This is a genomic window from Bacillus sp. FSL M8-0071 (genome assembly GCF_037975455.1).
Lineage (GTDB): Bacteria > Bacillota > Bacilli > Bacillales > Bacillaceae > Bacillus > Bacillus subtilis.
On record NZ_CP150256.1, the window covers coordinates 618,523 to 644,871 of the forward strand.

The 26,349-nt window shown below is 43.7% G+C and carries 20 protein-coding genes, 4 tRNA genes and 3 rRNA genes; 22 read left to right on the plus strand and 5 right to left on the minus strand.

The features are described from left to right. Nucleotides 1–9 precede the first annotated feature (9 nt). Nucleotides 10–1,098, plus strand: coding sequence for a mannan endo-1,4-beta-mannosidase (gene gmuG, locus MKX71_RS03235; protein ID WP_339231730.1), 1,089 nt, complete (start codon nucleotides 10–12; stop codon nucleotides 1,096–1,098). Nucleotides 1,099–1,156: 58 nt separating this feature from the next. Here the strand turns inward: gmuG and MKX71_RS03240 are convergent, their stop codons facing one another. Continuing rightward, complete coding sequence (locus MKX71_RS03240; RefSeq protein ID WP_327847360.1) at nucleotides 1,157–2,011, minus strand: manganese catalase family protein; 855 nt, start codon at nucleotides 2,009–2,011, stop codon at nucleotides 1,157–1,159. A gap of 333 nt (nucleotides 2,012–2,344) precedes the next feature. Between MKX71_RS03240 and MKX71_RS03245 the strand changes: the two genes are divergently transcribed. From MKX71_RS03245 to tsaD, 12 genes are all read left to right on the plus strand, one after another. After that, a tRNA-Arg gene (locus MKX71_RS03245) sits at nucleotides 2,345–2,421 on the plus strand. A gap of 13 nt (nucleotides 2,422–2,434) precedes the next feature. Beyond that, nucleotides 2,435–2,508, plus strand: a tRNA-Gly gene (locus tag MKX71_RS03250). A 161-nt stretch (nucleotides 2,509–2,669) separates the two neighbouring features. Further along, nucleotides 2,670–4,219, plus strand: a 16S ribosomal RNA gene (locus tag MKX71_RS03255). A 175-nt stretch (nucleotides 4,220–4,394) separates the two neighbouring features. Next, nucleotides 4,395–7,322, plus strand: a 23S ribosomal RNA gene (locus MKX71_RS03260). Nucleotides 7,323–7,377: 55 nt separating this feature from the next. Then, nucleotides 7,378–7,493, plus strand: a 5S ribosomal RNA gene (gene rrf / locus MKX71_RS03265). Together the 16S, 23S and 5S rRNA genes with 4 tRNA genes alongside form the textbook arrangement of a ribosomal RNA operon. Nucleotides 7,494–7,507: 14 nt before the next feature. Next, a tRNA-Met gene (locus MKX71_RS03270) sits at nucleotides 7,508–7,584 on the plus strand. Between the two features lie 60 nt (nucleotides 7,585–7,644). Beyond that, nucleotides 7,645–7,721, plus strand: a tRNA-Asp gene (locus MKX71_RS03275). Nucleotides 7,722–7,901: 180 nt separating this feature from the next. After that, nucleotides 7,902–8,879, plus strand: coding sequence for a thiamine-phosphate kinase (thiL, locus tag MKX71_RS03280; protein WP_014479021.1), 978 nt, complete (start codon nucleotides 7,902–7,904; stop codon nucleotides 8,877–8,879). 14 nt (nucleotides 8,880–8,893) lie between these two features. Beyond that, entirely contained in the window at nucleotides 8,894–9,370 is a 477-nt protein-coding gene (gene tsaE / locus MKX71_RS03285; protein ID WP_015715341.1) for a tRNA (adenosine(37)-N6)-threonylcarbamoyltransferase complex ATPase subunit type 1 TsaE, read from the plus strand. Further along, nucleotides 9,351–10,040, plus strand: a complete 690-nt coding sequence (gene tsaB, locus MKX71_RS03290; RefSeq protein ID WP_003234078.1) for a tRNA (adenosine(37)-N6)-threonylcarbamoyltransferase complex dimerization subunit type 1 TsaB — start codon at nucleotides 9,351–9,353, stop codon at nucleotides 10,038–10,040. Before tsaE ends, tsaB begins: the two co-directional genes overlap by 20 nt. A 9-nt stretch (nucleotides 10,041–10,049) precedes the next feature. Then, entirely contained in the window at nucleotides 10,050–10,505 is a 456-nt protein-coding gene (rimI, locus tag MKX71_RS03295; RefSeq protein ID WP_003243019.1) for a ribosomal protein S18-alanine N-acetyltransferase, read from the plus strand. Further along, a complete protein-coding gene (gene tsaD / locus MKX71_RS03300; protein ID WP_003234076.1) occupies nucleotides 10,498–11,538 on the plus strand; it encodes a tRNA (adenosine(37)-N6)-threonylcarbamoyltransferase complex transferase subunit TsaD in 1,041 nt (346 codons plus the stop codon). Before rimI ends, tsaD begins: the two co-directional genes overlap by 8 nt. 230 nt (nucleotides 11,539–11,768) lie before the next feature. On the opposite strand, the gene MKX71_RS03305 is transcribed toward tsaD, so the two are convergent. Next, nucleotides 11,769–13,697 (minus strand): ABC-F family ATP-binding cassette domain-containing protein, encoded by a 1,929-nt coding sequence (locus tag MKX71_RS03305; RefSeq protein ID WP_339231731.1) that lies wholly within the window; start codon nucleotides 13,695–13,697, stop codon nucleotides 11,769–11,771. A gap of 125 nt (nucleotides 13,698–13,822) precedes the next feature. On the opposite strand from MKX71_RS03305, the gene moaC reads away from it, so the two are divergent. From moaC to tatC, 4 genes are read left to right on the plus strand one after another with little or no spacing between them, the layout of a single operon-like run. Continuing rightward, entirely contained in the window at nucleotides 13,823–14,335 is a 513-nt protein-coding gene (gene moaC / locus MKX71_RS03310; RefSeq protein ID WP_047182181.1) for a cyclic pyranopterin monophosphate synthase MoaC, read from the plus strand. After that, entirely contained in the window at nucleotides 14,332–14,979 is a 648-nt protein-coding gene (locus tag MKX71_RS03315) for a redox-sensing transcriptional repressor Rex (protein WP_003234073.1), read from the plus strand. The genes moaC and MKX71_RS03315 overlap by 4 nt, the downstream gene beginning before the upstream one ends. Before the next feature lie 21 nt (nucleotides 14,980–15,000). Beyond that, nucleotides 15,001–15,174 (plus strand): sec-independent protein translocase protein TatAY, encoded by a 174-nt coding sequence (gene tatAY / locus MKX71_RS03320; RefSeq protein WP_003234072.1) that lies wholly within the window; start codon nucleotides 15,001–15,003, stop codon nucleotides 15,172–15,174. Nucleotides 15,175–15,180: 6 nt separating this feature from the next. Then, nucleotides 15,181–15,945 carry a twin-arginine translocase subunit TatC gene (tatC, locus tag MKX71_RS03325; protein ID WP_015252680.1) on the plus strand — a complete coding sequence of 255 codons (765 nt, stop codon included), beginning with the start codon at nucleotides 15,181–15,183 and terminating at the stop codon, nucleotides 15,943–15,945. A gap of 232 nt (nucleotides 15,946–16,177) precedes the next feature. Here tatC and MKX71_RS03330 read toward each other — a convergent pair whose 3' ends face one another. Next, nucleotides 16,178–16,369, minus strand: a complete 192-nt coding sequence (locus MKX71_RS03330) for a YdiK family protein (protein WP_003225680.1) — start codon at nucleotides 16,367–16,369, stop codon at nucleotides 16,178–16,180. Next, nucleotides 16,366–17,100: a type II CAAX endopeptidase family protein gene (locus tag MKX71_RS03335; RefSeq protein WP_285300193.1), complete on the minus strand. Its 735-nt coding sequence runs from the start codon at nucleotides 17,098–17,100 to the stop codon at nucleotides 16,366–16,368. The genes MKX71_RS03330 and MKX71_RS03335 overlap by 4 nt, the downstream gene beginning before the upstream one ends. A gap of 238 nt (nucleotides 17,101–17,338) precedes the next feature. On the opposite strand from MKX71_RS03335, the gene groES reads away from it, so the two are divergent. The 4 genes from groES to MKX71_RS03355 all read left to right on the plus strand — a co-directional run bounded on the left by groES (nucleotide 17,339) and on the right by MKX71_RS03355 (nucleotide 22,235). Then, a complete protein-coding gene (gene groES, locus MKX71_RS03340) occupies nucleotides 17,339–17,623 on the plus strand; it encodes a co-chaperone GroES (protein ID WP_003155970.1) in 285 nt (94 codons plus the stop codon). 46 nt (nucleotides 17,624–17,669) lie between these two features. Next, nucleotides 17,670–19,301, plus strand: coding sequence for a chaperonin GroEL (groL, locus tag MKX71_RS03345; protein WP_024572999.1), 1,632 nt, complete (start codon nucleotides 17,670–17,672; stop codon nucleotides 19,299–19,301). Nucleotides 19,302–20,104: 803 nt separating this feature from the next. Further along, on the plus strand, nucleotides 20,105–21,175 hold the full coding sequence (locus MKX71_RS03350; RefSeq protein WP_186437255.1) for a DNA sulfur modification protein DndB: 1,071 nt from the start codon (nucleotides 20,105–20,107) through the stop codon (nucleotides 21,173–21,175). 1 nt (nucleotide 21,176) lies between these two features. After that, nucleotides 21,177–22,235: a DNA sulfur modification protein DndB gene (locus MKX71_RS03355; protein ID WP_144483648.1), complete on the plus strand. Its 1,059-nt coding sequence runs from the start codon at nucleotides 21,177–21,179 to the stop codon at nucleotides 22,233–22,235. 327 nt (nucleotides 22,236–22,562) lie between these two features. Here the strand turns inward: MKX71_RS03355 and gutR are convergent, their stop codons facing one another. Beyond that, on the minus strand, nucleotides 22,563–25,058 hold the full coding sequence (gene gutR, locus MKX71_RS03360) for a glucitol operon transcriptional regulator GutR (protein ID WP_339231733.1): 2,496 nt from the start codon (nucleotides 25,056–25,058) through the stop codon (nucleotides 22,563–22,565). Nucleotides 25,059–25,259: 201 nt separating this feature from the next. Between gutR and gutB the strand changes: the two genes are divergently transcribed. Then, entirely contained in the window at nucleotides 25,260–26,321 is a 1,062-nt protein-coding gene (gutB, locus tag MKX71_RS03365) for a sorbitol dehydrogenase (RefSeq protein WP_015715423.1), read from the plus strand. Nucleotides 26,322–26,349: the final 28 nt, after the last annotated feature.

Below are 26,349 nucleotides of genomic sequence, written 5' to 3' on the forward strand. Positions count from 1 at the left end.
GAGTTGCATTTGTTTAAGAAACATACGATCTCTTTGCTCATTATATTTTTACTTGCGTCTGCTGTTTTAGCAAAACCAATTGAAGCGCATACTGTGTCGCCTGTGAATCCTAATGCCCAGCAGACAACAAAAACAGTGATGAACTGGCTTGCACACCTGCCGAACCGAACGGAAAACAGAGTCCTTTCCGGAGCGTTCGGAGGTTACAGTCATGACACATTTTCTATGGCTGAGGCTGATAGAATCCGAAGCGCCACCGGGCAATCGCCTGCTATTTACGGCTGCGATTATGCCAGAGGGTGGCTTGAAACAGCTAAAATTGAAGATTCAATAGATGTAAGCTGCAACGGCGATTTAATGTCGTATTGGAAAAATGGCGGAATTCCGCAAATCAGTTTGCACCTGGCGAACCCTGCTTTTCAGTCAGGGCATTTTAAAACACCGATTACAAATGATCAGTATAAAAAAATACTAGATTCTTCAACAGCAGAAGGAAAGCGGCTAAATGCCATGCTCAGCAAAATTGCTGACGGACTTCAAGAGCTGGAGAACCAAGGTGTGCCTGTTCTGTTCAGGCCGCTGCATGAAATGAACGGTGAATGGTTTTGGTGGGGACTTACATCATATAATCAAAAGGATAATGAAAGAATCTCTCTATATAAACAGCTCTACAAGAAAATCTATCATTATATGACCGACACAAGAGGACTTGATCATTTGATTTGGGTTTACTCTCCCGACGCCAACCGAGATTTTAAAACTGATTTTTACCCGGGCGCGTCTTACGTGGATATTGTCGGATTAGATGCGTATTTTCAAGATGCCTACTCGATCAATGGATACGATCAGCTAACAGCGCTTAATAAACCATTTGCTTTTACAGAAGTTGGCCCGCAAACAGCAAACGGCAGCTTCGATTACAGCCTGTTCATCAATGCAATAAAACAAAAATATCCTAAAACCATTTACTTCCTCGCATGGAATGATGAATGGAGCCCAGCAGTAAACAAGGGTGCTTCAGCTTTATATCATGACAGCTGGACACTCAATAAGGGAGAAATATGGAATGGCGATTCTTTAACGCCAATCGTTGAATGAATCAGTAATGTACAATAAGAAGGTGCTCAAGAAGCTTCTTGAGCACCTTCCCACTGGATTAAGCATTCATATCGCCTAACCCAGGACTGTGTTCATTCGGTATTTCAGGAAGCACTGGTACGGGAAAGCCTGCCGGAGGATCTATTACTTGTAACTCTCCGCCATTTCGGCTTGGAGATTTCCCTTGATAGATTTCACCGATTCTCGTTTCATCCAACCTAAAGTTAAACTGTGCATTATGGTAGCCTAATTCGACATACTTTCTGCACTCAGGATATTTATTAATGTCATAATTCGGTACAGGGAGGAGCTTCGCCCACTCAACGCCCAATGTCTCGAGCGCTTTCGCGAATGCATTCTGGTGAGCATTGTCGCGTACAATCAGAAAAGCAAGTGTTTCGCGGAACGTCTGATTAGAGCTCATTTCATAAATTCTTGTTTTTTGCAGCACACCTGTCGACTCAAGAAGCAGGTTATCCAGCAGGTCAGTAATTAAGTTTCCGTGGTTATACACCCACGACCCGTTCCACGGATTGCCCCCTGCATCAACGGGAAGGGAACTTTGCGCACCAATAATATAATGATGAGGATTAGCATGTTTAACGGCTTCATTAAGTGGTGCTTGATCTGCACCTTGACTGCCGACACCTTCACCGCCTGATTCATCTAATAAAGCATTGATTGTGTTTTGAACCAGTTCAACGTGGGCAATCTCCTCTAAAAAAATGCCGCGAATCAGATCGCGGTACTGTTTCTGCTTTCCTCTGAAATTAGAGCTTTGGAAAAAAAACTGCATCATTGTACGCATTTCTCCATAATGACCGCCTAATATCTCCTGCAGGACCTTAGCAGCTGCCGGGTCTGGCTTGTCCGGTTTAATGATATTAATCAGTTCCTCTTTGTAGTAATACATAACACGCCTCATTTCTTCTTAAGAGATTTTCTTATATTATTTGTAAGATGAGATAAAATATATACATGATAAGCATGGGAAGGCGTGAAAGAAGAAAATAAAAAAATACAGGAAAAGTGTTGACCAAATAAAACAGGCATGGTATATTATTAAACGTCGCTGATGAACAGCGTGAAACAAAACAGAAAAACAAAAAAGTTTTCCTAAGGTGTTTACAAGATTTTAAAAATGTGTATAATAAGAAAAGTCGAATTGAAAAAGATTCGAAAAAACATTAAAAAACTTCTTGACTTCAACATCAAATGATAGTATGATAGTTAAGTCGCTTGATAAGCGCCCGTAGCTCAATTGGATAGAGCGTTTGACTACGGATCAAAAGGTTAGGGGTTCGACTCCTCTCGGGCGCGCCATATAAGATACCACGCGGGTGTAGTTTAGTGGTAAAACCTCAGCCTTCCAAGCTGATGTCGTGAGTTCGATTCTCATCACCCGCTCCATTATTGAATGATCTTTGAAAACTAAACAAGACAAAACGTACCTGTTAATTCAGTTTTTAAAAATCGCACAGCGATGTGCGTAGTCAGTCAAACTAGGGCCTGCACGACGCAGGTCACACAGGTGTCGCCGCAGGATGCGGTGAACTTAACCTGTGATCCATTTATCGGAGAGTTTGATCCTGGCTCAGGACGAACGCTGGCGGCGTGCCTAATACATGCAAGTCGAGCGGACAGATGGGAGCTTGCTCCCTGATGTTAGCGGCGGACGGGTGAGTAACACGTGGGTAACCTGCCTGTAAGACTGGGATAACTCCGGGAAACCGGGGCTAATACCGGATGGTTGTTTGAACCGCATGGTTCAAACATAAAAGGTGGCTTCGGCTACCACTTACAGATGGACCCGCGGCGCATTAGCTAGTTGGTGAGGTAACGGCTCACCAAGGCAACGATGCGTAGCCGACCTGAGAGGGTGATCGGCCACACTGGGACTGAGACACGGCCCAGACTCCTACGGGAGGCAGCAGTAGGGAATCTTCCGCAATGGACGAAAGTCTGACGGAGCAACGCCGCGTGAGTGATGAAGGTTTTCGGATCGTAAAGCTCTGTTGTTAGGGAAGAACAAGTACCGTTCGAATAGGGCGGTACCTTGACGGTACCTAACCAGAAAGCCACGGCTAACTACGTGCCAGCAGCCGCGGTAATACGTAGGTGGCAAGCGTTGTCCGGAATTATTGGGCGTAAAGGGCTCGCAGGCGGTTTCTTAAGTCTGATGTGAAAGCCCCCGGCTCAACCGGGGAGGGTCATTGGAAACTGGGGAACTTGAGTGCAGAAGAGGAGAGTGGAATTCCACGTGTAGCGGTGAAATGCGTAGAGATGTGGAGGAACACCAGTGGCGAAGGCGACTCTCTGGTCTGTAACTGACGCTGAGGAGCGAAAGCGTGGGGAGCGAACAGGATTAGATACCCTGGTAGTCCACGCCGTAAACGATGAGTGCTAAGTGTTAGGGGGTTTCCGCCCCTTAGTGCTGCAGCTAACGCATTAAGCACTCCGCCTGGGGAGTACGGTCGCAAGACTGAAACTCAAAGGAATTGACGGGGGCCCGCACAAGCGGTGGAGCATGTGGTTTAATTCGAAGCAACGCGAAGAACCTTACCAGGTCTTGACATCCTCTGACAATCCTAGAGATAGGACGTCCCCTTCGGGGGCAGAGTGACAGGTGGTGCATGGTTGTCGTCAGCTCGTGTCGTGAGATGTTGGGTTAAGTCCCGCAACGAGCGCAACCCTTGATCTTAGTTGCCAGCATTCAGTTGGGCACTCTAAGGTGACTGCCGGTGACAAACCGGAGGAAGGTGGGGATGACGTCAAATCATCATGCCCCTTATGACCTGGGCTACACACGTGCTACAATGGACAGAACAAAGGGCAGCGAAACCGCGAGGTTAAGCCAATCCCACAAATCTGTTCTCAGTTCGGATCGCAGTCTGCAACTCGACTGCGTGAAGCTGGAATCGCTAGTAATCGCGGATCAGCATGCCGCGGTGAATACGTTCCCGGGCCTTGTACACACCGCCCGTCACACCACGAGAGTTTGTAACACCCGAAGTCGGTGAGGTAACCTTTTAGGAGCCAGCCGCCGAAGGTGGGACAGATGATTGGGGTGAAGTCGTAACAAGGTAGCCGTATCGGAAGGTGCGGCTGGATCACCTCCTTTCTAAGGATATTATACGGAATATAAGACCTTGGGTCTTATAAACAGAACGTTCCCTGTCTTGTTTAGTTTTGAAGGATCATTCCTTCGAAACGTGTTCTTTGAAAACTAGATAACAGTAGACATCACATTCAATTAAATTAGTAACACAAGATATCACATAGTGATTCTTTTTAACGGTTAAGTTAGAAAGGGCGCACGGTGGATGCCTTGGCACTAGGAGCCGATGAAGGACGGGACGAACACCGATATGCTTCGGGGAGCTGTAAGCAAGCTTTGATCCGGAGATTTCCGAATGGGGAAACCCACCACTCGTAATGGAGTGGTATCCATATCTGAATTCATAGGATATGAGAAGGCAGACCCGGGGAACTGAAACATCTAAGTACCCGGAGGAAGAGAAAGCAAATGCGATTCCCTGAGTAGCGGCGAGCGAAACGGGATTAGCCCAAACCAAGAGGCTTGCCTCTTGGGGTTGTAGGACACTCTGTACGGAGTTACAAAGGAACGAGGTAGATGAAGAGGTCTGGAAAGGCCCGCCATAGGAGGTAACAGCCCTGTAGTCAAAACTTCGTTCTCTCCTGAGTGGATCCTGAGTACGGCGGAACACGTGAAATTCCGTCGGAATCCGGGAGGACCATCTCCCAAGGCTAAATACTCCCTAGTGACCGATAGTGAACCAGTACCGTGAGGGAAAGGTGAAAAGCACCCCGGAAGGGGAGTGAAAGAGATCCTGAAACCGTGTGCCTACAAGTAGTCAGAGCCCGTTAACGGGTGATGGCGTGCCTTTTGTAGAATGAACCGGCGAGTTACGATCTCGTGCAAGGTTAAGCAGAAGATGCGGAGCCGCAGCGAAAGCGAGTCTGAATAGGGCGCATGAGTACGTGGTCGTAGACCCGAAACCAGGTGATCTACCCATGTCCAGGGTGAAGTTCAGGTAACACTGAATGGAGGCCCGAACCCACGCACGTTGAAAAGTGCGGGGATGAGGTGTGGGTAGGGGTGAAATGCCAATCGAACCTGGAGATAGCTGGTTCTCTCCGAAATAGCTTTAGGGCTAGCCTCAAGGTAAGAGTCTTGGAGGTAGAGCACTGATTGGACTAGGGGCCCCTACCGGGTTACCGAATTCAGTCAAACTCCGAATGCCAATGACTTATCCTTGGGAGTCAGACTGCGAGTGATAAGATCCGTAGTCGAAAGGGAAACAGCCCAGACCGCCAGCTAAGGTCCCAAAGTATACGTTAAGTGGAAAAGGATGTGGAGTTGCTTAGACAACCAGGATGTTGGCTTAGAAGCAGCCACCATTTAAAGAGTGCGTAATAGCTCACTGGTCGAGTGACTCTGCGCCGAAAATGTACCGGGGCTAAACGTATCACCGAAGCTGCGGACTGTTCTTCGAACAGTGGTAGGAGAGCGTTCTAAGGGCTGTGAAGCCAGACCGGAAGGACTGGTGGAGCGCTTAGAAGTGAGAATGCCGGTATGAGTAGCGAAAGAGGGGTGAGAATCCCCTCCACCGAATGCCTAAGGTTTCCTGAGGAAGGCTCGTCCGCTCAGGGTTAGTCGGGACCTAAGCCGAGGCCGAAAGGCGTAGGCGATGGACAACAGGTTGATATTCCTGTACCACCTCCTCACCATTTGAGCAATGGGGGGACGCAGGAGGATAGGGTAAGCGCGGTATTGGATATCCGCGTCCAAGCAGTTAGGCTGGGAAATAGGCAAATCCGTTTCCCATAAGGCTGAGCTGTGATGGCGAGCGAAATATAGTAGCGAAGTTCCTGATTCCACACTGCCAAGAAAAGCCTCTAGCGAGGTGAGAGGTGCCCGTACCGCAAACCGACACAGGTAGGCGAGGAGAGAATCCTAAGGTGATCGAGAGAACTCTCGTTAAGGAACTCGGCAAAATGACCCCGTAACTTCGGGAGAAGGGGTGCTCTGTTAGGGTGCAAGCCCGAGAGAGCCGCAGTGAATAGGCCCAGGCGACTGTTTAGCAAAAACACAGGTCTCTGCGAAGCCGTAAGGCGAAGTATAGGGGCTGACGCCTGCCCGGTGCTGGAAGGTTAAGAGGAGCGCTTAGCGTAAGCGAAGGTGCGAATTGAAGCCCCAGTAAACGGCGGCCGTAACTATAACGGTCCTAAGGTAGCGAAATTCCTTGTCGGGTAAGTTCCGACCCGCACGAAAGGCGCAACGATCTGGGCACTGTCTCAACGAGAGACTCGGTGAAATTATAGTACCTGTGAAGATGCAGGTTACCCGCGACAGGACGGAAAGACCCCGTGGAGCTTTACTGCAGCCTGATATTGAATGTTGGTACAGCTTGTACAGGATAGGTAGGAGCCTTGGAAACCGGAGCGCCAGCTTCGGTGGAGGCATCGGTGGGATACTACCCTGGCTGTATTGACCTTCTAACCCGCCGCCCTTATCGGGCGGGGAGACAGTGTCAGGTGGGCAGTTTGACTGGGGCGGTCGCCTCCTAAAAGGTAACGGAGGCGCCCAAAGGTTCCCTCAGAATGGTTGGAAATCATTCGCAGAGTGTAAAGGCACAAGGGAGCTTGACTGCGAGACCTACAAGTCGAGCAGGGACGAAAGTCGGGCTTAGTGATCCGGTGGTTCCGCATGGAAGGGCCATCGCTCAACGGATAAAAGCTACCCCGGGGATAACAGGCTTATCTCCCCCAAGAGTCCACATCGACGGGGAGGTTTGGCACCTCGATGTCGGCTCATCGCATCCTGGGGCTGTAGTCGGTCCCAAGGGTTGGGCTGTTCGCCCATTAAAGCGGTACGCGAGCTGGGTTCAGAACGTCGTGAGACAGTTCGGTCCCTATCCGTCGCGGGCGCAGGAAATTTGAGAGGAGCTGTCCTTAGTACGAGAGGACCGGGATGGACGCACCGCTGGTGTACCAGTTGTTCTGCCAAGGGCATCGCTGGGTAGCTATGTGCGGACGGGATAAGTGCTGAAAGCATCTAAGCATGAAGCCCCCCTCAAGATGAGATTTCCCATTCCGCAAGGAAGTAAGATCCCTGAAAGATGATCAGGTTGATAGGTCTGAGGTGGAAGTGTGGCGACACATGGAGCTGACAGATACTAATCGATCGAGGACTTAACCATATTTTTGAATGATGTCACACCTGTTATCTAGTTTTGAGAGAACACTCTCAATTTGTTTGGTGGCGATAGCGAAGAGGTCACACCCGTTCCCATACCGAACACGGAAGTTAAGCTCTTCAGCGCCGATGGTAGTCGGGGGTTTCCCCCTGTGAGAGTAGGACGCCGCCAAGCATTACTTTTATCATCGCGGGGTGGAGCAGTTCGGTAGCTCGTCGGGCTCATAACCCGAAGGTCGCAGGTTCAAATCCTGCCCCCGCAACCAAATATATGGTTAAATAAGGAGTGCCCTAAGGGTGCAACCAAAATAATCCTATACAAATATGGTCCGGTAGTTCAGTTGGTTAGAATGCCTGCCTGTCACGCAGGAGGTCGCGGGTTCGAGTCCCGTCCGGACCGCCATTAATGTAAACGAAACGATCATGTTTTCGTTTTTTTTGTGTTTTCTTTTACTGTATCTTCTGCTTGGTGTCATAGCCAAGCTTTCTTTATATCGGGAACATCTTGGATATTCCAGCAAAATTCGATAAACTAGGAAGAGCACATATAGGCATAAGCAGGGTTGAAAGGAGATTTTGGTTCATGGATGAATTTGATTTGATACATAGCATTACTCCGCGGACCATTCACCATTCTTCCGTTGATGTAGGAATAGGGGATGATGCAGCGCTCTACACTGCGAAACACGGCGTTCAGGAAATTGTTTGTGTTGATACTATGGTAGAAGACGTGCACTTCAAATTACACTATTCCTCACCTGAAGATATCGGGTATAAGGCGTTAGCCGTTAATATAAGTGATATTGCCGCGATGGGAGGCATTCCGAAATTTTATTTGGTATCACTTGCGGTACCTTCAAAATGGACGGCATCCGAAATCAAGGCGATGTATGAAGGAATGAATGAACTGGCGAAACTATATCAGATGGATCTGATTGGTGGCGATACAGTTTCTACCGCTGACAAATTAGTCGTTACAGTCACTGTGATCGGTGAAGTTGAAAAGGGACGTGCCTGTTTGCGCAGTCTGGCAAGACCGAATGATGTTGTGTTTGTAACCGGTGAAATCGGTTCTTCTGCAGCAGGGCTTTCTTTATTGCTGGAAGAGACTAATCCTCAAAACTCATCTGTGGAAACGGATTACTTTATCCACAGGCATAAACGGCCTGAGCCAAGAGTAAGCGTCGGCAGATTATGCTCGATTTTTAAACGGGCAGCTTTAAATGATGTTAGTGACGGATTGGCTAGTGAACTGAACGAGATTGCAGAAGCCAGCTGTGTTTCAATTGAAATTGATGAAAGCATGCTTCCAATTCATTCTGATTTGCCTAAGCTTCATCCTAACTGGAAAGAATGGGCTTTGTTTGGCGGTGAGGATTTTGAGCTGACAGGGACGGTTTCAAAAGAGGAGTGGGAAGTGTTGAAGCAGCAGTGCGCAGCACGTCAACTTCCCATTACAAAGATTGGCCATGTCAGGGAAAAAACAAAATCTAAAGTGATCCTAAAAACAGATCAAACATCAATGATCTTAGAGAAAAAGGGATATAATCATTTTAAATAAGACGGGTGACTCGTGTGAAGCAATTAAAATGGAGAACTGTAAATCCAGAAGAAACAAAAGCAATTGCCAAGCTGACGGCATCGTTTGCTAAACCGGGAGACGTCCTGACATTAGAGGGCGATTTAGGTGCAGGAAAAACGACTTTTACGAAAGGTTTTGCAGAAGGGCTGGGAATTACACGTGTTGTAAACAGTCCGACTTTTACAATTATAAAAGAATATAACGATGGCGTACTTCCTCTTTATCATATGGATGTGTATAGAATGGAAGATGAAAGTGAAGATTTGGGACTTGATGAATATTTTCACGGACAAGGTGTCTGTCTCGTTGAATGGGCTCATTTAATTGAAGAACAGCTGCCGCAGGAGCGACTGCAAATTGTCATCAAAAGAGCTGGTGATGATGAGCGGGAAATTACCTTTACTGCTGTCGGGAATCGGTATGAAATGCTTTGTGAGGAGTTAAGTAGACATGACAATATTAGCAATTGATACATCAAATTATACATTAGGCATTGCGCTGCTTCGAGAAGACACCGTTATAGCAGAATACATTACATACTTGAAAAAGAACCACTCTGTAAGAGCGATGCCTGCTGTTCATTCATTGCTGAATGATTGTGATATGGCACCGCAGGACCTTTCTAAAATTGTCGTTGCAAAAGGCCCCGGTTCATACACAGGAGTAAGAATAGGTGTGACGTTGGCCAAAACACTTGCCTGGTCTTTAGATATTCCAATAAGTGCTGTATCAAGTCTTGAGACGCTTGCGGCAAATGGCCGGCATTTTGACGGTCTGATCAGCCCAATCTTTGATGCTAGACGGGGACAGGTGTACACAGGTCTGTATCAATATAAAAATGGGCTTTTAGAGCAAGTTGTTCCAGATCAAAATGTGATGCTGGCAGATTGGCTGGAGATGCTAAAAGAAAAGGACCGCCCTGTTTTGTTTTTAGGCCATGATACTTCTCTTCACAAGCAGATGATCGAGGATGTGCTTGGAACAAAAGGGTTCATTGGAACTGCCGCCCAGCATAACCCGCGTCCTTCAGAATTGGCTTTTCTCGGGAAGGAAAAGGAAGCAGCTGATGTTCATGGGCTTGTCCCGGATTACTTGCGGCTGGCAGAAGCTGAAGCGAAATGGATTGAAAGTCAAAAGTAGGGTGATAGGATGAAAACAAAAGCAGCGGTCAGAAATATGCGGCTTGAAGATATAGATCACGTATACGAAATCGAAGCATCCTCCTTTACGTCTCCTTGGACGAAGGATTCGTTTTATCATGAGCTGCTGGAAAATCCGTATGCTCATTATCTCGTGATTGAAAAGGACGGCCATCTTGCTGGGTATTGCGGGATTTGGATTGTGATGGACGATGCCCAAATTACAAATATAGCGATAAAACCAGAGTATCGCGGCCAGTCTTTAGGAGAAACGCTTTTTCGCTCAGCTGTTGAACTGTGCAAAGAAAAAGACGCAAGGCGGCTTTCGCTTGAAGTGAGGGTTTCGAATCATCCTGCTCAAGGCTTATATAAGAAATTCGGGATGCAGCCCGGCGGAATAAGAAAGAACTATTATACTGATAACGGGGAAGATGCGTTAATTATGTGGGTGACGATAAATGAGTGAGCAAAAAGACATGTACGTATTAGGAATTGAAACAAGCTGTGATGAGACTGCTGCAGCTATTGTGAAAAACGGGAAAGAGATCATTTCAAACGTAGTAGCCTCTCAAATTGAAAGCCATAAGCGCTTCGGAGGCGTTGTTCCGGAAATTGCTTCAAGACATCATGTTGAACAAATCACTTTGGTTATAGAAGAGGCGTTTCGCAAAGCTGGCATGACGTATAGTGATATTGATGCGATTGCAGTAACAGAAGGTCCGGGACTGGTGGGAGCGCTTCTTATCGGAGTGAATGCCGCTAAAGCATTGAGCTTTGCACATAACATTCCGTTAGTAGGCGTTCATCATATAGCCGGTCATATATACGCGAACCGTCTTGTAGAAGACATCGTGTTCCCGGCACTGGCATTGGTCGTTTCAGGAGGCCATACAGAACTGGTTTATATGAAGGAACATGGATCATTTGAAGTCATTGGGGAAACCCTTGATGATGCGGCAGGAGAAGCCTACGACAAAGTGGCGCGGACGATGGGATTGCCATATCCGGGTGGACCGCAAATTGACAAGCTAGCTGAAAAAGGGAATGACAATATTCCGCTTCCTCGCGCATGGCTTGAAGAAGGCTCTTACAACTTCAGTTTTAGCGGATTGAAGTCTGCGGTGATCAATACGCTTCATAATGCATCCCAAAAAGGGCAAGAGATTGCTCCGGAAGATTTGTCTGCCAGTTTCCAAAATAGTGTGATCGATGTCTTGGTAACCAAAACGGCGCGCGCGGCAAAGGAATATGATGTCAAACAGGTCCTTTTAGCCGGAGGAGTAGCTGCAAACAGAGGCCTCAGAGCTGCATTAGAAAAGGAATTTGCCCAGCATGAAGGGATTACGCTTGTCATTCCTCCATTAGCTTTATGCACGGATAATGCTGCGATGATTGCTGCTGCTGGTACAATTGCTTTTGAAAAAGGAATTCGCGGTGCATATGATATGAATGGCCAGCCCGGCCTTGAATTGACTTCTTATCAAAGTCTCACGAGATAATAGCGTGAGACTTTTTATCTGTTTGTTATTAACAGATAATTCACAATTTATCCACATGTCTGTGAGTAATTATAGAGATATAGATGGATAAAGGGCTGAAGTCGCTGTTAATAAAGTGGATAAATTCAGAATATTTTGTGGATATTGTGTATAAAGCGCTTACTTTGTTTTGCTTATTAGGGTATGTTCTGTGGATAAAAAGCACCTCTAAAAAGAGGTGCTTGACTTTTTTAATCTTCTTCTGTGGATAGTTCTTCCCATTCGGACAAAAGAGATTCCAGCTCCTGATTGAGCTTCTCATTGTCTGCATGGATAGCTTGTACTTTTTCATGATCCTGATAGACTTCAGGGTCACATAGCAATTCATCATTGCGGCTGATGTTTTCTTCAATGGTTTGAACAGTGGTTTCAATTTCTTCAATCCGACGGAGTCGTTGGCGCTCTTTCTTTTTCCATTCTTTTTCTTCCTCGTAGGAACGTTTGGAGTCAGACTTCACTGTAGCTGGCGTTTTTTCAGTTTCCTCTTGTTGATTTATTTTCTCCAATTCAAGCTGCTCTGTTTTTTTCTCTGTATAATAATCGTAATCTCCCAGATACTCCTCTATATGGCTTGAAGAAAGCTCCAATACTCTTGTGGCGATTCTGTTAATAAAATATCTGTCATGTGAGACAAATAACAGTGTGCCTGGATAATCAATCAGCGCGTTTTCGAGAACTTCTTTGCTGTCTAAATCCAGATGGTTAGTCGGTTCATCAAGGATGAGAAAGTTGGCTTTTTGAAGCATCAGCTTAGCTAGAGCCAATCTTGCTTTTTCGCCTCCGCTCAGTGAATGAACTGGTTTCAGCACATCATCTCCGGAGAATAAGAAATTTCCGAGACACGTCCTGATTTCTTTTTCTGGGAGCCCGGGGTACTCGTCCCACAGCTCATCAAGGACACGTTTAGAGGAAGTCAACTCAGCCTGTTCCTGGTCATAATAGCCGACACTGACATTTGAGCCGTATGAGATCGTTCCTTGATCTGGTTTTAGGGTGTCTATCAATGTTTTCAGCAATGTCGATTTACCGATTCCGTTAGGGCCGACAAGCGCAGCGCTTTCTCCTCTTGTGAGCATGAATGACACTTCTGTTAAAAGCGGCGGCTGGTTTTCATAGCTGATTGTGAGATCCTGAACACGAAGGACTTCATTTCCGCTCTGTTTTGTAATATCAAAATGAAAGTTTGCCGATTTTTCATCGCCAAGCGGTTTTGACATGACTTCCATTCGCTCAAGCTGCTTTCTGCGGCTTTGTGCCCTTTTGGTGGTAGAGGCTCTCACCAGATTTCGGTCTACGAAGTCCTGCAGCTTTGCAATCTCGTCCTGCTGCTTTTCATACATTTTCAGATCTTTTTCATACTGCGCGGCTTTTTGGTCGAGATAAGCGCTGTAGTTGCCGTGATACTTTTTGCTTTCTGCTCTTGATACCTCGTACACCTGGTTTACTACTTTGTCCAAAAAGTAGCGGTCATGCGAAACGATGAGGATGGCGCCTGAATAGCCTTGCAAATAATGCTCAAGCCAGGTAAGCGTATCAATATCCAGATGGTTTGTCGGCTCATCGAGAATGAGCAAATCAGGCTGTGTTAACAGAAGCTTACCTAAAGCCAGTCTTGTTTTCTGGCCTCCGCTGAGGCTTTGAACCTGTGTAGAATCGTCAAAATGGCTGAAGCCGAGACCATGCAGCACAGATCTAACATCTGCTTCATATTGATAGCCGCCTTTATCTTTGAATTCCTGCTGAAGGCGGTCGTAGGTTTTCATGATGCTTTCTAATTCACCGGGGTCAGCTGCCGCCATTTTTTCTTCCATAGCCCGCATTTCCTTTTCCATTGCTTTTAAGTGGTCAAAAACAGTCAGCAGCTCTTCTTTTATGGTAAGCTTAGAATCCAAGCCAGTATGCTGGGCGAGATATCCCATTGTAATATCTTTCGGTTTAATAATTTCGCCCTTTTCATACGAAAGCTGGCCTGCGATAATTTTAAGGAGCGTGGATTTTCCGGCGCCATTTCTTCCTACAATGGCGATGCGATCACGATTTCTGACTTCCAGCTTTATATTGTTTAAAATAGTATCAGCACCAAACGATTTGGACAGCTGATTAACTTGTAAGATCATCATATTATTTCACCTCTGCTATAATAAGTTAAGTGTAGCTTATGAACCAGAAGTCAGCAAACAATACATTGGCCATATAAGACATAGAGAAGAAAATAGTGTATGATCTGTTTAAGGAGCGTTTTAATATGAATGGATTTTCTCATTTTAATGAACAGGGCAGAGCCCAGATGGTGGATATCAGCGAAAAATCTTCGACTGTCCGTACTGCGGCGGCTGTTTCAAGCGTACACATGAAGAATGAGGTGTACGAGAAAATACAAAGTCACGATATCGGCAAAGGAGATGTACTGGCTGTCGCGCAGGTGGCAGGCATTATGGCCGCAAAGCAAACGTCGAATATCATTCCGATGTGCCATCCGCTTTCATTGAGCGGGATAGATATATCGTTTGACTGGAAAATAAAAGAAGCAGAAGTTATACTTCATATAAAAGCACAGGTCAAAACGAAAGGGAGTACAGGTGTGGAAATGGAAGCGCTCACTTCTGCATCGGTGTGCGCTCTTACCGTTTACGATATGTGCAAGGCCCTTGATAAGGGGATGGTCATCGGCCCTACTTTCTTGCTGGAGAAGACAGGCGGGAAAAACGGTGACTTTAAAAGAGAACTATCCGAGTATAATTTGGAGGACCAAAAATGAATAAGGATCAATCAAAAATTCCGCAGGCGACGGCGAAACGGCTGCCGCTTTACTATCGCTTTTTAAAGAATCTGCATGCGTCAGGAAAACAGCGTGTATCATCCGCTGAACTCAGTGATGCCGTAAAGGTTGATTCTGCCACGATTCGGAGGGATTTTTCCTATTTTGGAGCTCTTGGCAAAAAAGGATACGGATATAATGTGGATTATTTGCTGTCTTTTTTCCGAAAAACGCTTGATCAGGATGAGATGACAGACGTCATCTTGATTGGTGTCGGGAACTTGGGAACGGCATTTCTTCACTATAATTTCACAAAAAATAATAACACAAAAATTTCTATGGCTTTTGATATAAATGAGAGTAAAATAGGAACTGAGGTAGGCGGCGTGCCCGTCTATAACCTTGATGACCTTGAACAACACGTAAAAGATGAATCAGTTGCCATTCTTACAGTGCCAGCAGTAGCCGCTCAATCCATTACAGACAGATTGGTCGCATTAGGAATCAAGGGAATCCTTAATTTTACGCCGGCCCGTTTGAATGTGCCGGAACACATTCGAATTCATCATATAGATTTAGCAGTTGAGCTTCAGTCACTTGTTTATTTTTTGAAGCATTACTCAGTTTTAGAGGAAATCGAATAGAGGGAAAGGAGGAGCCCAAATATGCCGATCGGTCCTGGAAGCCTTGCTGTTATCGCAATCGTTGCTCTGATTATCTTTGGTCCCAAAAAGCTGCCTGAATTGGGGAAAGCAGCGGGAGACACACTTCGTGAATTCAAAAACGCTACTAAAGGATTAACGAGTGATGAAGAGGAAAAAAAGAAAGAAGATCAGTAAGTTAGGATGACACGAATGAAAGTGAATCAAATGTCGCTGCTGGAGCATATTGCTGAGCTTCGAAAACGGTTGCTGATTGTAGCGCTGGCGTTTGTCGTTTTCTTTATTGCTGGATTTTTTTTAGCAAAGCCGATTATTGTGTACCTGCAAGAAACAGATGAAGCGAAGCAGCTTACGCTTAACGCGTTTAACCTGACAGACCCGCTTTATGTGTTTATGCAATTTGCATTTATCATCGGCATAGTCCTGACCTCGCCGGTTATTCTTTATCAGCTTTGGGCTTTTGTGAGCCCGGGCCTCTATGAGAAAGAGCGCAAAGTAACGCTCAGCTACATTCCGATCTCTATTTTGCTGTTTTTAGCGGGCTTATCTTTTTCATATTATATTTTATTTCCTTTTGTTGTTGATTTTATGAAGCGGATCTCTCAGGACTTGAATGTCAATCAGGTGATCGGAATTAATGAATATTTTCATTTTCTTCTGCAGCTGACGATTCCGTTTGGACTGCTGTTCCAAATGCCGGTCATCCTCATGTTTTTGACCAGGCTCGGAATTGTGACACCGATGTTCTTGGCGAAAATCAGAAAGTATGCGTATTTTACGCTGCTGGTGATCGCAGCCCTGATTACACCGCCTGAGCTTCTGTCCCATATGATGGTCACAGTCCCGCTTTTGATTTTATATGAAATCAGTATCCTTATATCGAAGGCCGCCTATCGGAAAGCGCAGAAAAGCAGTGCTGCCGATCAGGACGTGTCTTCGGGGCAATAATAAAAAATCCATTTCTCATGAGAGAAATGGATTCAGCGTGTTGACAAACCCCCCGCATTCGTTGTCAAGCCTGTGCGTTGGTGCTCACGAATGAAAACATTCGCTCCGCTCCGATGCTCGCCTTTCCTAGACTTCAAGGGTTTTCAACCACGCTGAAAATGACAAAATCCTAAAACGAAAGCCGTTTTAGGATTTAATTTGAATCCATTTCTCATTTAGAAATGGATTTTCTTTATTTTTGGTTCTTTTTGATTTTAAATGAAAAGGCGAACATCTTAAAAGAAATGCTGATGTTGTAAGCGGCGAACACCATCAGCAGGATGGAGTAAAATGACCACATGCTGCCTGGCGAGCTTGCGGCAAGATAAGTAAAGATGCACCCTACGGCAAAGTAGATCATTCCCCAAACTACCGGGTTTCTCATAAAAATAATCCTCCAATAATCAATTGCATTTGTGTGCTCTGCTGTTCAAGGTAATTCCGAACAGGCTCAAGCTGCATGATGACGACGAATGTATTCATCATTAAATGGGCGAAAATCGGCACCCATATCCGTTTTGTTCTCGCATATAAAAAGGCAAAGGTAAAACCCATTGCTGTATATAGAAGGAGATGCTTCAAATCAGCGTGAACAATACCGAAGATAACCGAGCTGATCAGTCCTGCGAAAAAGAAATTCGTTTTTTCGTAGAGCGCGCCGAAAATGATTTTTCTGAAGATGATTTCTTCTAATATAGGCCCGATGACGGAAGAAACGATAATCATGATCGGGACTGCCTGAATGACATCCAGAATCGCTTGTGTATTTTCTGATTCTCTTCCGATGCCAAAAACATAATATTCAATAGAGCCTGCTATTCCTTGAGAGAAAAGGGCAATGAAAAAACCGGCTATCGCCCAAAGGATAGAAAGTCCGATTGAGTCCTTCTGTCCGTTTCGCAGCGTTTCTTTCGGAACGGTTCTCAGAATGAGCAGAACAACAACGAGACAGGCGATAAAGCTGATAACGGACCATAATCCTTGTGCATGCAGCATATTTTCATCTGTAGGCTGTCCTCCGGCATAACCGAATTTAAATAACAAGGGAATCGCGATTAATGCGGAAAACTGCATGATGATATATGTCAAAATAATAAACCAATACTGTTTTCTCAAATGGTATGTACTCCTTTGTTAAGTGGGTTTCGTTCATCTACAGCTATTGTAACATAATCGGAACTGGGGTGAAAAAGCTAACGGATACGGGAGCTGAAAAGAATCATGTAAGCGTGAAAAATTTTTTATCTTATCACTTGAAATTGGAAGGGAGATTCTTTATTATAAGAATTGTGTTAGCACTCTTTAGTGCTGAGTGCTAAAATTACATATTCATACTATTGAGGAGGTTATTACATTGTTAAAGCCATTAGGTGATCGCGTTGTCATTGAACTCGTAGAATCTGAAGAAAAAACTGCCAGCGGAATTGTGTTGCCGGATTCTGCAAAAGAAAAACCGCAAGAAGGCAAAATCGTGGCAGCTGGTTCAGGTCGCGTGTTAGAAAGCGGAGAGCGCGTTGCTTTAGAAGTAAAAGAGGGCGACCGCATTATCTTCTCAAAATACGCAGGTACTGAAGTGAAATACGAAGGTACTGAATACTTAATCTTACGTGAAAGCGACATTTTAGCTGTTATTGGCTAATTCTTAAATAAACAATACTTAAAACATTTGAGGAGGTCTTGTAAACATGGCAAAAGAAATTAAGTTTAGTGAAGAAGCTCGCCGCGCAATGCTTCGCGGTGTCGATGCACTTGCTGATGCTGTTAAAGTAACTTTAGGACCAAAAGGACGCAACGTGGTTCTAGAGAAAAAATTCGGTTCTCCGTTAATCACAAATGACGGTGTAACAATTGCTAAAGAGATCGAGCTAGAAGACGCGTTTGAAAACATGGGTGCTAAGCTTGTTGCTGAAGTAGCCAGCAAAACAAACGACGTTGCCGGTGACGGTACAACAACTGCGACAGTTCTTGCGCAAGCAATGATCCGTGAAGGCCTTAAAAACGTAACAGCAGGCGCTAACCCTGTAGGCGTGCGTAAAGGTATGGAACAAGCTGTAGCGGTTGCGATCGAAAACTTAAAAGAAATTTCTAAGCCAATCGAAGGCAAAGAGTCTATCGCTCAGGTTGCTGCGATCTCTGCTGCTGATGAGGAAGTCGGAAGCCTTATCGCTGAAGCAATGGAGCGCGTAGGAAACGACGGCGTTATCACAATCGAAGAGTCTAAAGGCTTCACAACTGAGCTTGAAGTTGTTGAAGGTATGCAATTCGACCGCGGATATGCGTCTCCTTACATGGTAACTGACTCTGATAAGATGGAAGCGGTTCTTGACAATCCTTACATCTTAATCACAGACAAAAAAATCACAAACATTCAAGAAATCCTTCCTGTGCTTGAGCAGGTTGTTCAGCAAGGCAAACCATTGCTTCTGATCGCAGAAGACGTTGAAGGCGAAGCACTTGCAACACTTGTTGTGAACAAACTTCGCGGCACATTCAACGCAGTTGCTGTTAAAGCTCCTGGCTTCGGTGACCGCCGTAAAGCAATGCTTGAAGACATCGCTGTCCTTACTGGCGGAGAAGTCATCACAGAAGATCTTGGCCTTGACCTGAAATCTACTCAAATCGCTCAATTGGGACGCGCTTCTAAAGTTGTCGTTACTAAAGAAAACACAACAATCGTTGAAGGCGCTGGCGAAACAGACAAAATTTCTGCCCGCGTGACTCAAATCCGCGCTCAAGTGGAAGAAACAACTTCTGAATTCGACAGAGAAAAATTACAAGAGCGTCTTGCTAAACTTGCTGGCGGCGTAGCTGTCATCAAAGTCGGCGCTGCGACTGAAACTGAACTGAAAGAGCGTAAACTTCGCATCGAAGACGCCTTGAACTCAACTCGCGCAGCTGTTGAAGAAGGCATCGTATCCGGTGGTGGTACAGCGCTTGTAAACGTATATAACAAAGTCGCTGCAGTTGAAGCTGAAGGCGATGCTCAAACAGGTATCAACATCGTGCTTCGCGCGCTTGAAGAGCCAATCCGTCAAATCGCACATAACGCTGGTCTTGAAGGATCTGTCATCGTTGAGCGCCTCAAAAACGAAGAAATCGGCGTAGGCTTCAACGCTGCAACTGGCGAATGGGTAAACATGATCGAAAAAGGTATCGTTGACCCAACGAAAGTTACACGCTCAGCTCTTCAAAACGCTGCGTCTGTAGCTGCAATGTTCTTAACAACTGAAGCCGTTGTCGCTGACAAGCCAGAAGAAAACACTGGCGGCGGAATGCCTGATATGGGCGGCATGGGCGGTATGGGTGGAATGATGTAATCATAGCCCCTAAAACCCAGTAAAAATGGGGTTTCTAGACTCTTATCTACTCTAAAAATAACCGAATAGTAACAAAAGGGTAACATTTTCTTGAATAAGGGTAGAGGTTTTCCATGAGTTCTTTGAACTTTTGGGAAGCCTCTTTTTTTCTCTTTTGTTACAAGTAAATAAACAATATGATGTTCATTTCCTTCTATATTATAAAATAAATTCATTAAGAACCTTCATCAGTCAAGATATTATTTTTCCATATTACAAAAGTGGAATCATAAAAACTGTAACAATTCTTCCGAAACCTCTACCACTTCTCTTTTTTAATGATTTAAAACTCAATATATTTGAATCTATTGCGTTTGGTTTTTAGGACGTTTTAAACTTTCGGTAATGAACATTTGGATATTGATTCGAAGCAGTTGCGCATTGTACGGTTAAAATGAAAGATATATTAAAAAAGATTGTTTATCGAATCACTCGAATTAAAGAAAATTGTGTTGGAAGGGACTTTTTTGTACTTGGCCAGGTCGAATTTTGGAAATGAATAAGCAGGTTCTTTTTTGATTTTATAATTTAAGGAACATAAGCAGCTGTTAGACAAGGATTTTAAATATAGTAATACATTTGAAGAAGAAGTTATATAAACTATAACAATGTTAATTATACAAACAAAACTATGAGAAAGATTAATTAAAAAGCTTGAATAAAAAAATAAAGCGAAGGTTTACTTTTTTATGTAAAATCAAACATTTTTGGACAATCATTGTGTATAATTATTACAGAACCTAGAAAGAAAGGGGATTTTCAGGGTGGATTTAACGGGAATTTCAAGAAGGAGTAGTAATTTTATAACTTTAAAAGGTGTTATAGGAAAACAATTTAACCACCAAGTAATATCTATTCAATGTACTGTAAATGAGGTTTTGAAGTTTTTAGAGATAGATCAAGATGTTCAAAGAGAAGCAGATGAAAATAAAATTTCAAGTATAAAAAAATATATTCAATATGGATTAGAAGGAAATGATATTTATTTTCCCCCTCTTATATTTTCAGCTAGAGGGCAAGGAATTTATGATGAGGACCAACTACAATATAGGTTGCAATCTGACGAAAAATTGGTGATTTTAGATGGTCAGCACCGTATAAAGGCGTTTGAAATTTTGAAAAGACAGCTTCAATCACAAAATGATTTGACTAGCTTGGATAAAGTAAAAGATTTTCCTCTAACTATCCAAGTTTTTGTTGATTTATCTATCGATAAAGAACGTCAATTATTCACAGATATAAACTCAAAATCATCTCCAGTAAATAACACCCTGTTAATTATGTATAAAGAAAATGATCTTTATGGACAGCTAGTTAAAGAAATTGTCTATAATCATCCAACTATACCTGAGGATCTTTTTGAGATTAGATTAAAGGCAACACGATCAAAACTACTAACAGCAGCTACGCTATACCTAGTAGCAATAGCTTTGAATGATGGGGGATTTAGTCGAGATTCACGTAAAACAATAAATGAAAATAATTTTTCACAATATAAATTCAAAACAGAAAAATTTCTTACACTACTAAGAAAGTATGCCCCAATTGATGCCTTAGATAGGGATAAATATGTGATTTTTTACCCTAATGTAATTCTAGGAATTGCTAAGTTTGTCAATTTAGCACTTAAGGAATATCCGGATATAACCATGGAAGATTTGTTTGAAAATGTTGTAGGGAAAATTAACTGGTCACACAAAAATAAAGATTTTGATCGGTTAGCTACAAATTACAATTCCCAAACAAAAAAATACAAATTTGGTGCAAGAGGGAAATCAACAGTTGAAATGTCTAAGTTTTTGTTTACCCTTTACTGTAATTCGAGGGGGAAATAATATGTCAACAGTTACTATATTTGGAACTATAGATATTATAAATGGAAATAAAGAAAAAGGGATGCTCTCATCTCAAATGAAAATAAGAGATATTTTAGAGCTTTATAAAATTGATAAAAATATAAATAGGGATATATCATATGGAAGAATTCCGAAAATTGTTAAATACCTTGAGAACCAAGATAATGAAATGGGTATTTTCTTTCCGGCTATGGTTTTTTCGTTCAGAGGTAACCCAATTAATTATTATAGTAAGGATTTCGAGTTAGAATTGCCACTTGAAAAAAAACTTATTGTAATTGACGGCCAACATCGTATAAAAGCAATGGAGCGGCTTTTAGAAAACACAGATGATAAAAATAGAAGGGAGAAAATATTAAATTCATTTCTTACAGTTCAGATATACTTTGGGCTACAAATTGAAGACGAAAAGAATTTGTTTGCTGATATTAATTCTAATGTTAAAAAAGTTTCAATGTCTCTAATAACTAAATTTGATACTAGAGATGTTTTAAATGTACTAGTTACAGAGCTATATGAGGTTTGTGATGCACTTCAAACTGCTAAAATTGAATTTAATAAAAGTAGGTTAGCTAGACCAGGAAATGATTATTTTTCAACTAGCTCTCGACTTAAGGAATTAATCAGCATAATACTTTTTGGGAAAAAGAATCCAAACCAGAAAGACACTGCTAACTTAACACAACAATATGATGATATAATTGTTTTTTTAGACAAGTTGTTTACAGAACTCTTTAGGAATTTACCACCTAATCCAGGAAACGTTTTAGAAAATATACTTGGGCATTATGCAACACAACATGCTCTTGGATATTATATAAATGATGCAATAATTATAAATGAAACAAAAATTGAATGGATAACTAGTTGGGAAGAAGATATTGAAGCACTATCCCAAATTAGTTGGAATGTCACGAATTCATTGTGGAAGAAATTTTTAATAGTGACAAGAAAAAATACTCCTTATGAATATTCAACGATTGAGGAATATCAATCAAATCAATTGTTTGATGTAATAAAAAATGAAATAAATTCTTAATTTTTATAGGAAGAGTATTTGTTAAATCTTCATTAAAGAAAAAGGAATTGTGGATAAAGTGGAGTAACAAAAAGGTAATATAACCTTATGTTACTCCATTAAGTTATTAAATAGTTTTATATCTCCCATCTAAAGAAAAAGCGTTTATAACCCGGATTAGTTTGCATGCGTAATTAACATCTTTTATAACTTGAAGGTAATAGAGGTAGTCTGAAATGTATTAAAAATCAGTTTGTCAAAAAAGATTTCTCATGTCTTTCTTTTATATAGAAAGTAAAAAGATTATTAAACTCTTTTTGTGAAAAAGAAAACGCATTGAGTCCAATTTTATATCGTGACATTTCTCACAATCACCTTATGAAATTGTTCCACCTCACCCCGAATCCCAATCGCAGGCTCCCACGAATCAATCAAACGAATCGCTCTCTGATTAGCTTCCATCGCTTTCGTTTTCTCTCCTTTACGGTTCAACAGCTGCGCCATCCCGTAAAAATAATAGATCAACTCAACCTGATTGGCGTTATGTTTGTCATAGAGCATTTGCTCAAAGGCTTCTTCCGCTTTTTCAAACTGATCACATTTCACGTAAGCGACACCCAGATTAAAATAGGCTTCTATCGTTTTTTCGCCGCCGTACGTGGAGCTGATTTCATTTGCGGCTTCGTATAATTGAATGGCTTCTTCATGATGACCTCTCGCAAAGCTTAAGTCACCGCGAACCAATAGAACTCTGTGTTGAATGGTAGGGGAAATCGGTTGATTTTCGATTTCGTTTAAAATGGTCTCTGCTTTTTCCTGTTGCCCAGCTTTTAAAAAAAGTCTTGCTTTGAGTGCGTGTCCCCAAACCTTTAGATCATAGGCATCGTGAGCGTCTGATTGTTCCAGAATCCTCAGCCCGGCTTCAATTTGCTGTAAGGCCCTGTCTAAATCATTGACTTCCATCAGAGCCCAGCCTGCTGTGTCGATTCGGAAGTACGCTTCTCGTGTGTGTTGGCCTAAGTGATGGGCGGCGTCGGCCGCTATGCGTCCGTATTCGATTCGCAGGGGCAGGTTGATTCTGCTTAGAAAATGGCTAATGCGGGTGATGAGTTCGATTAGGATTTCTTTTTGATCGGTGTCGCTTGCCCATTGGATGACCTTTAAGATGTTTGGCCATTCTTGTTTCATTTGATCTAAGTTCCGTCCCAGCAGGTAGCTCCAATAGATAGAGTTGGGCTGTTCCCGCTTTAAATGGGTTTCGGTATAATCAACATAATAGTGCGCCCAACGATTGCGGGCTTCTTTTTCATATTCGTGCTGTTCGGACAAGTGCTGTTCTCCGTAAGCGACAACGGTTTGGTGCGCTAAGTATTGTGTCCTGCCTTGGCTTCGTTCCGGCTGAATCAGCGCATAAGACCGCATTTGTTCCATAGCGTAATGAAAACGGCGGGCGTCTAATCCGGCTGCTGCCGCCAGGCTTTTCTCATCTGGCGGCTTGCTGAAAAAGCAAAGCGTCTGCCATAGCTTTCGCGTATCTTCATTGCATCTGTCCCAGGTGCGGCCAAAGAGGAATTCAAACAATTCCAGCAGTGAGTAGCCTGCTTTTCCAAGCTCATGAATCAGCTGCTGAGCGGGGATGTCATCGTCTGACATATAGGCAATGCTGAGTGCCATGGCTTTCGGGTTTCCGGCAGTCGCTGAAATGAATTCGTTTTTCAGGTCAGATGATAGATGTAACAGCTGCTCCAGCTTTTCCCGTTTATTTTGAATGTTGCATGTTTGTAAGCATCGGTGCACTTCTTGCTGAAAAAAATCCAAGGCATCTGTTTGGTCAAGGCCGCTCAGCTGAATAGCTGTCATTTCTCCGAAGCTTTCCCGATAGGTTTGCTTTACGTTTTCCCGCGCTGTGAGGAGAACTTTCACGCCTTGCGGAAGGCTGGTGATAAATTCATGAATGTCACGTTCTGCAGTATCAATGCTGTCAACGATCAGCAGGATCGGTTTTTCTCTAGTGTAATTAGCTAACGCATTGCGGACGACGAATCGTTTTTCATTGATTGATTTATCGATTTGTTCTGTACGTCCGAGCTGATAGGCGATCGTATTTAAAAAATCGCTAAAGCTCAATCCTTTCCAATCAGCGCTGACCCAAATGATACTGTTGAACGCCGGCCAATCTGAAGTATCGTCGACACAGGAATAGGCTGCTTCAAGAGCGATTGTGGTTTTACCCATACCAGCCCAGCCGGTGATTAAACAGACTGGTGACGGAGAAAGCATCCATTGCCGTATCGCTTCCATATCAAAGCTGCGTCCGATAAAGCGTCCGGACCAGCGTGAGGGTAAATTATGAGTGATAGGCTGTTCTGTAAGCGCATTCGTTTCATGGCCGGGTCTGTCATGAAACAGCCGTTTTACTACATTTTCAATTTCGTCTTCACTCGGAGCCCCGAATAATCCGTCTTTTCGCAGTATTTTCGCTTTTTTCAAACAGGATGCTGCCCATACAGGCAATGCGGGTTTGATGACTGGGATAGTGGTGGCTTCCAGCAAGTCGGTCAACCACTCGATATCCAAGTCGGTCTTTTCGAGAATGATCCAGATCATTCCGAACAGTTTTCCGTCGTCGATTCTTCCGGGAATGTAGTTTGCTCCCATCTGTCCGATCCAGCTTTTGATCGTGTTTGGGGAGACTCCCAGCTGGAGTGCGATTTTATCTATGTAAGACTGTCCTGTTTTTTCATTCTTTTTCCTTCTGATTTTATAATCAGGATGAAGTTTTAGCGTTTTGACGCCAGGTGCCAGCAGTTGTGCAAATTGTTTTCGGTTTTCAAGTTCAGCCATAAGCCTGCACCTCCTATTAGTACTATTTTATCAATCCAGCGTTTTTTGTATATGAAAAAATAAAAGTACAGTGCCGCTGTCCTTTTATACAGCAGGAAAGGCTGTTGAACGTGTTGAAAAGCAGATAAAATGGGGGCAGTAACAGAGAAAACAAAAATGTATGCACTTACATTTTATTTTCTAAAGAAAGGAACTTGCCAAATGACTCACACAGTACCTCAAAACATGAAAGCGGCTGTTATGCACAACACAAGAGAGATCAAAATTGAAACATTGCCTGTGCCTGATATCAATCATGATGAAGTGTTGATTAAGGTGATGGCTGTCGGAATTTGCGGATCTGATCTGCATTACTATACAAATGGCCGAATAGGCAACTATGTTGTGGAAAAACCATTTATCCTTGGGCATGAATGTGCGGGTGAAATTGCCGCTGTCGGATCATCTGTCGATCAATTCAAGGTGGGAGACCGCGTCGCTGTAGAGCCGGGTGTTACGTGCGGACGCTGTGAAGCGTGCAAAGAAGGGCGCTATAATCTTTGCCCGGATGTACAGTTTTTGGCTACACCGCCGGTAGACGGCGCGTTTGTCCAATATATTAAAATGCGTCAGGACTTTGTTTTTTTAATCCCAGACTCACTTTCTTATGAAGATGCTGCTTTGATCGAGCCGTTTTCTGTCGGCATCCATGCGGCGGCCAGAACGAAGCTACAGCCCGGATCAACGATTGCGATTATGGGGATGGGCCCTGTTGGGTTAATGGCTGTTGCCGCAGCTAAAGCATTTGGGGCAGGCACAATCATTGTCACCGACTTAGAGCCGCTGCGGTTAGAAGCTGCGAAAAAAATGGGAGCGACTCACATTATTAATATACGTGAACAGGATGCACTTGAAGAGATTAAAACGATCACGAATGATAGAGGCGTTGATGTTGCTTGGGAAACAGCAGGGAATCCAGCGGCATTGCAATCCGCACTGGCTTCTGTGCGCCGGGGCGGAAAATTGGCGATTGTCGGTTTGCCTTCACAGAACGAGATTCCGCTCAACGTGCCGTTTATTGCGGATAATGAGATTGATATTTACGGGATCTTCCGTTATGCCAATACGTATCCAAAGGGAATCGAATTTCTTGCTTCAGGCATTGTGGACACGAAGCATCTAGTAACGGACCAATATTCGCTGGAGCAGACGCAAGATGCGATGGAGCGGGCGCTTCAATTTAAGAATGAATGTTTAAAAGTGATGGTGTATCCAAATCGCTGAGTGAACAGGGAGGATCTTCGTATTCTCC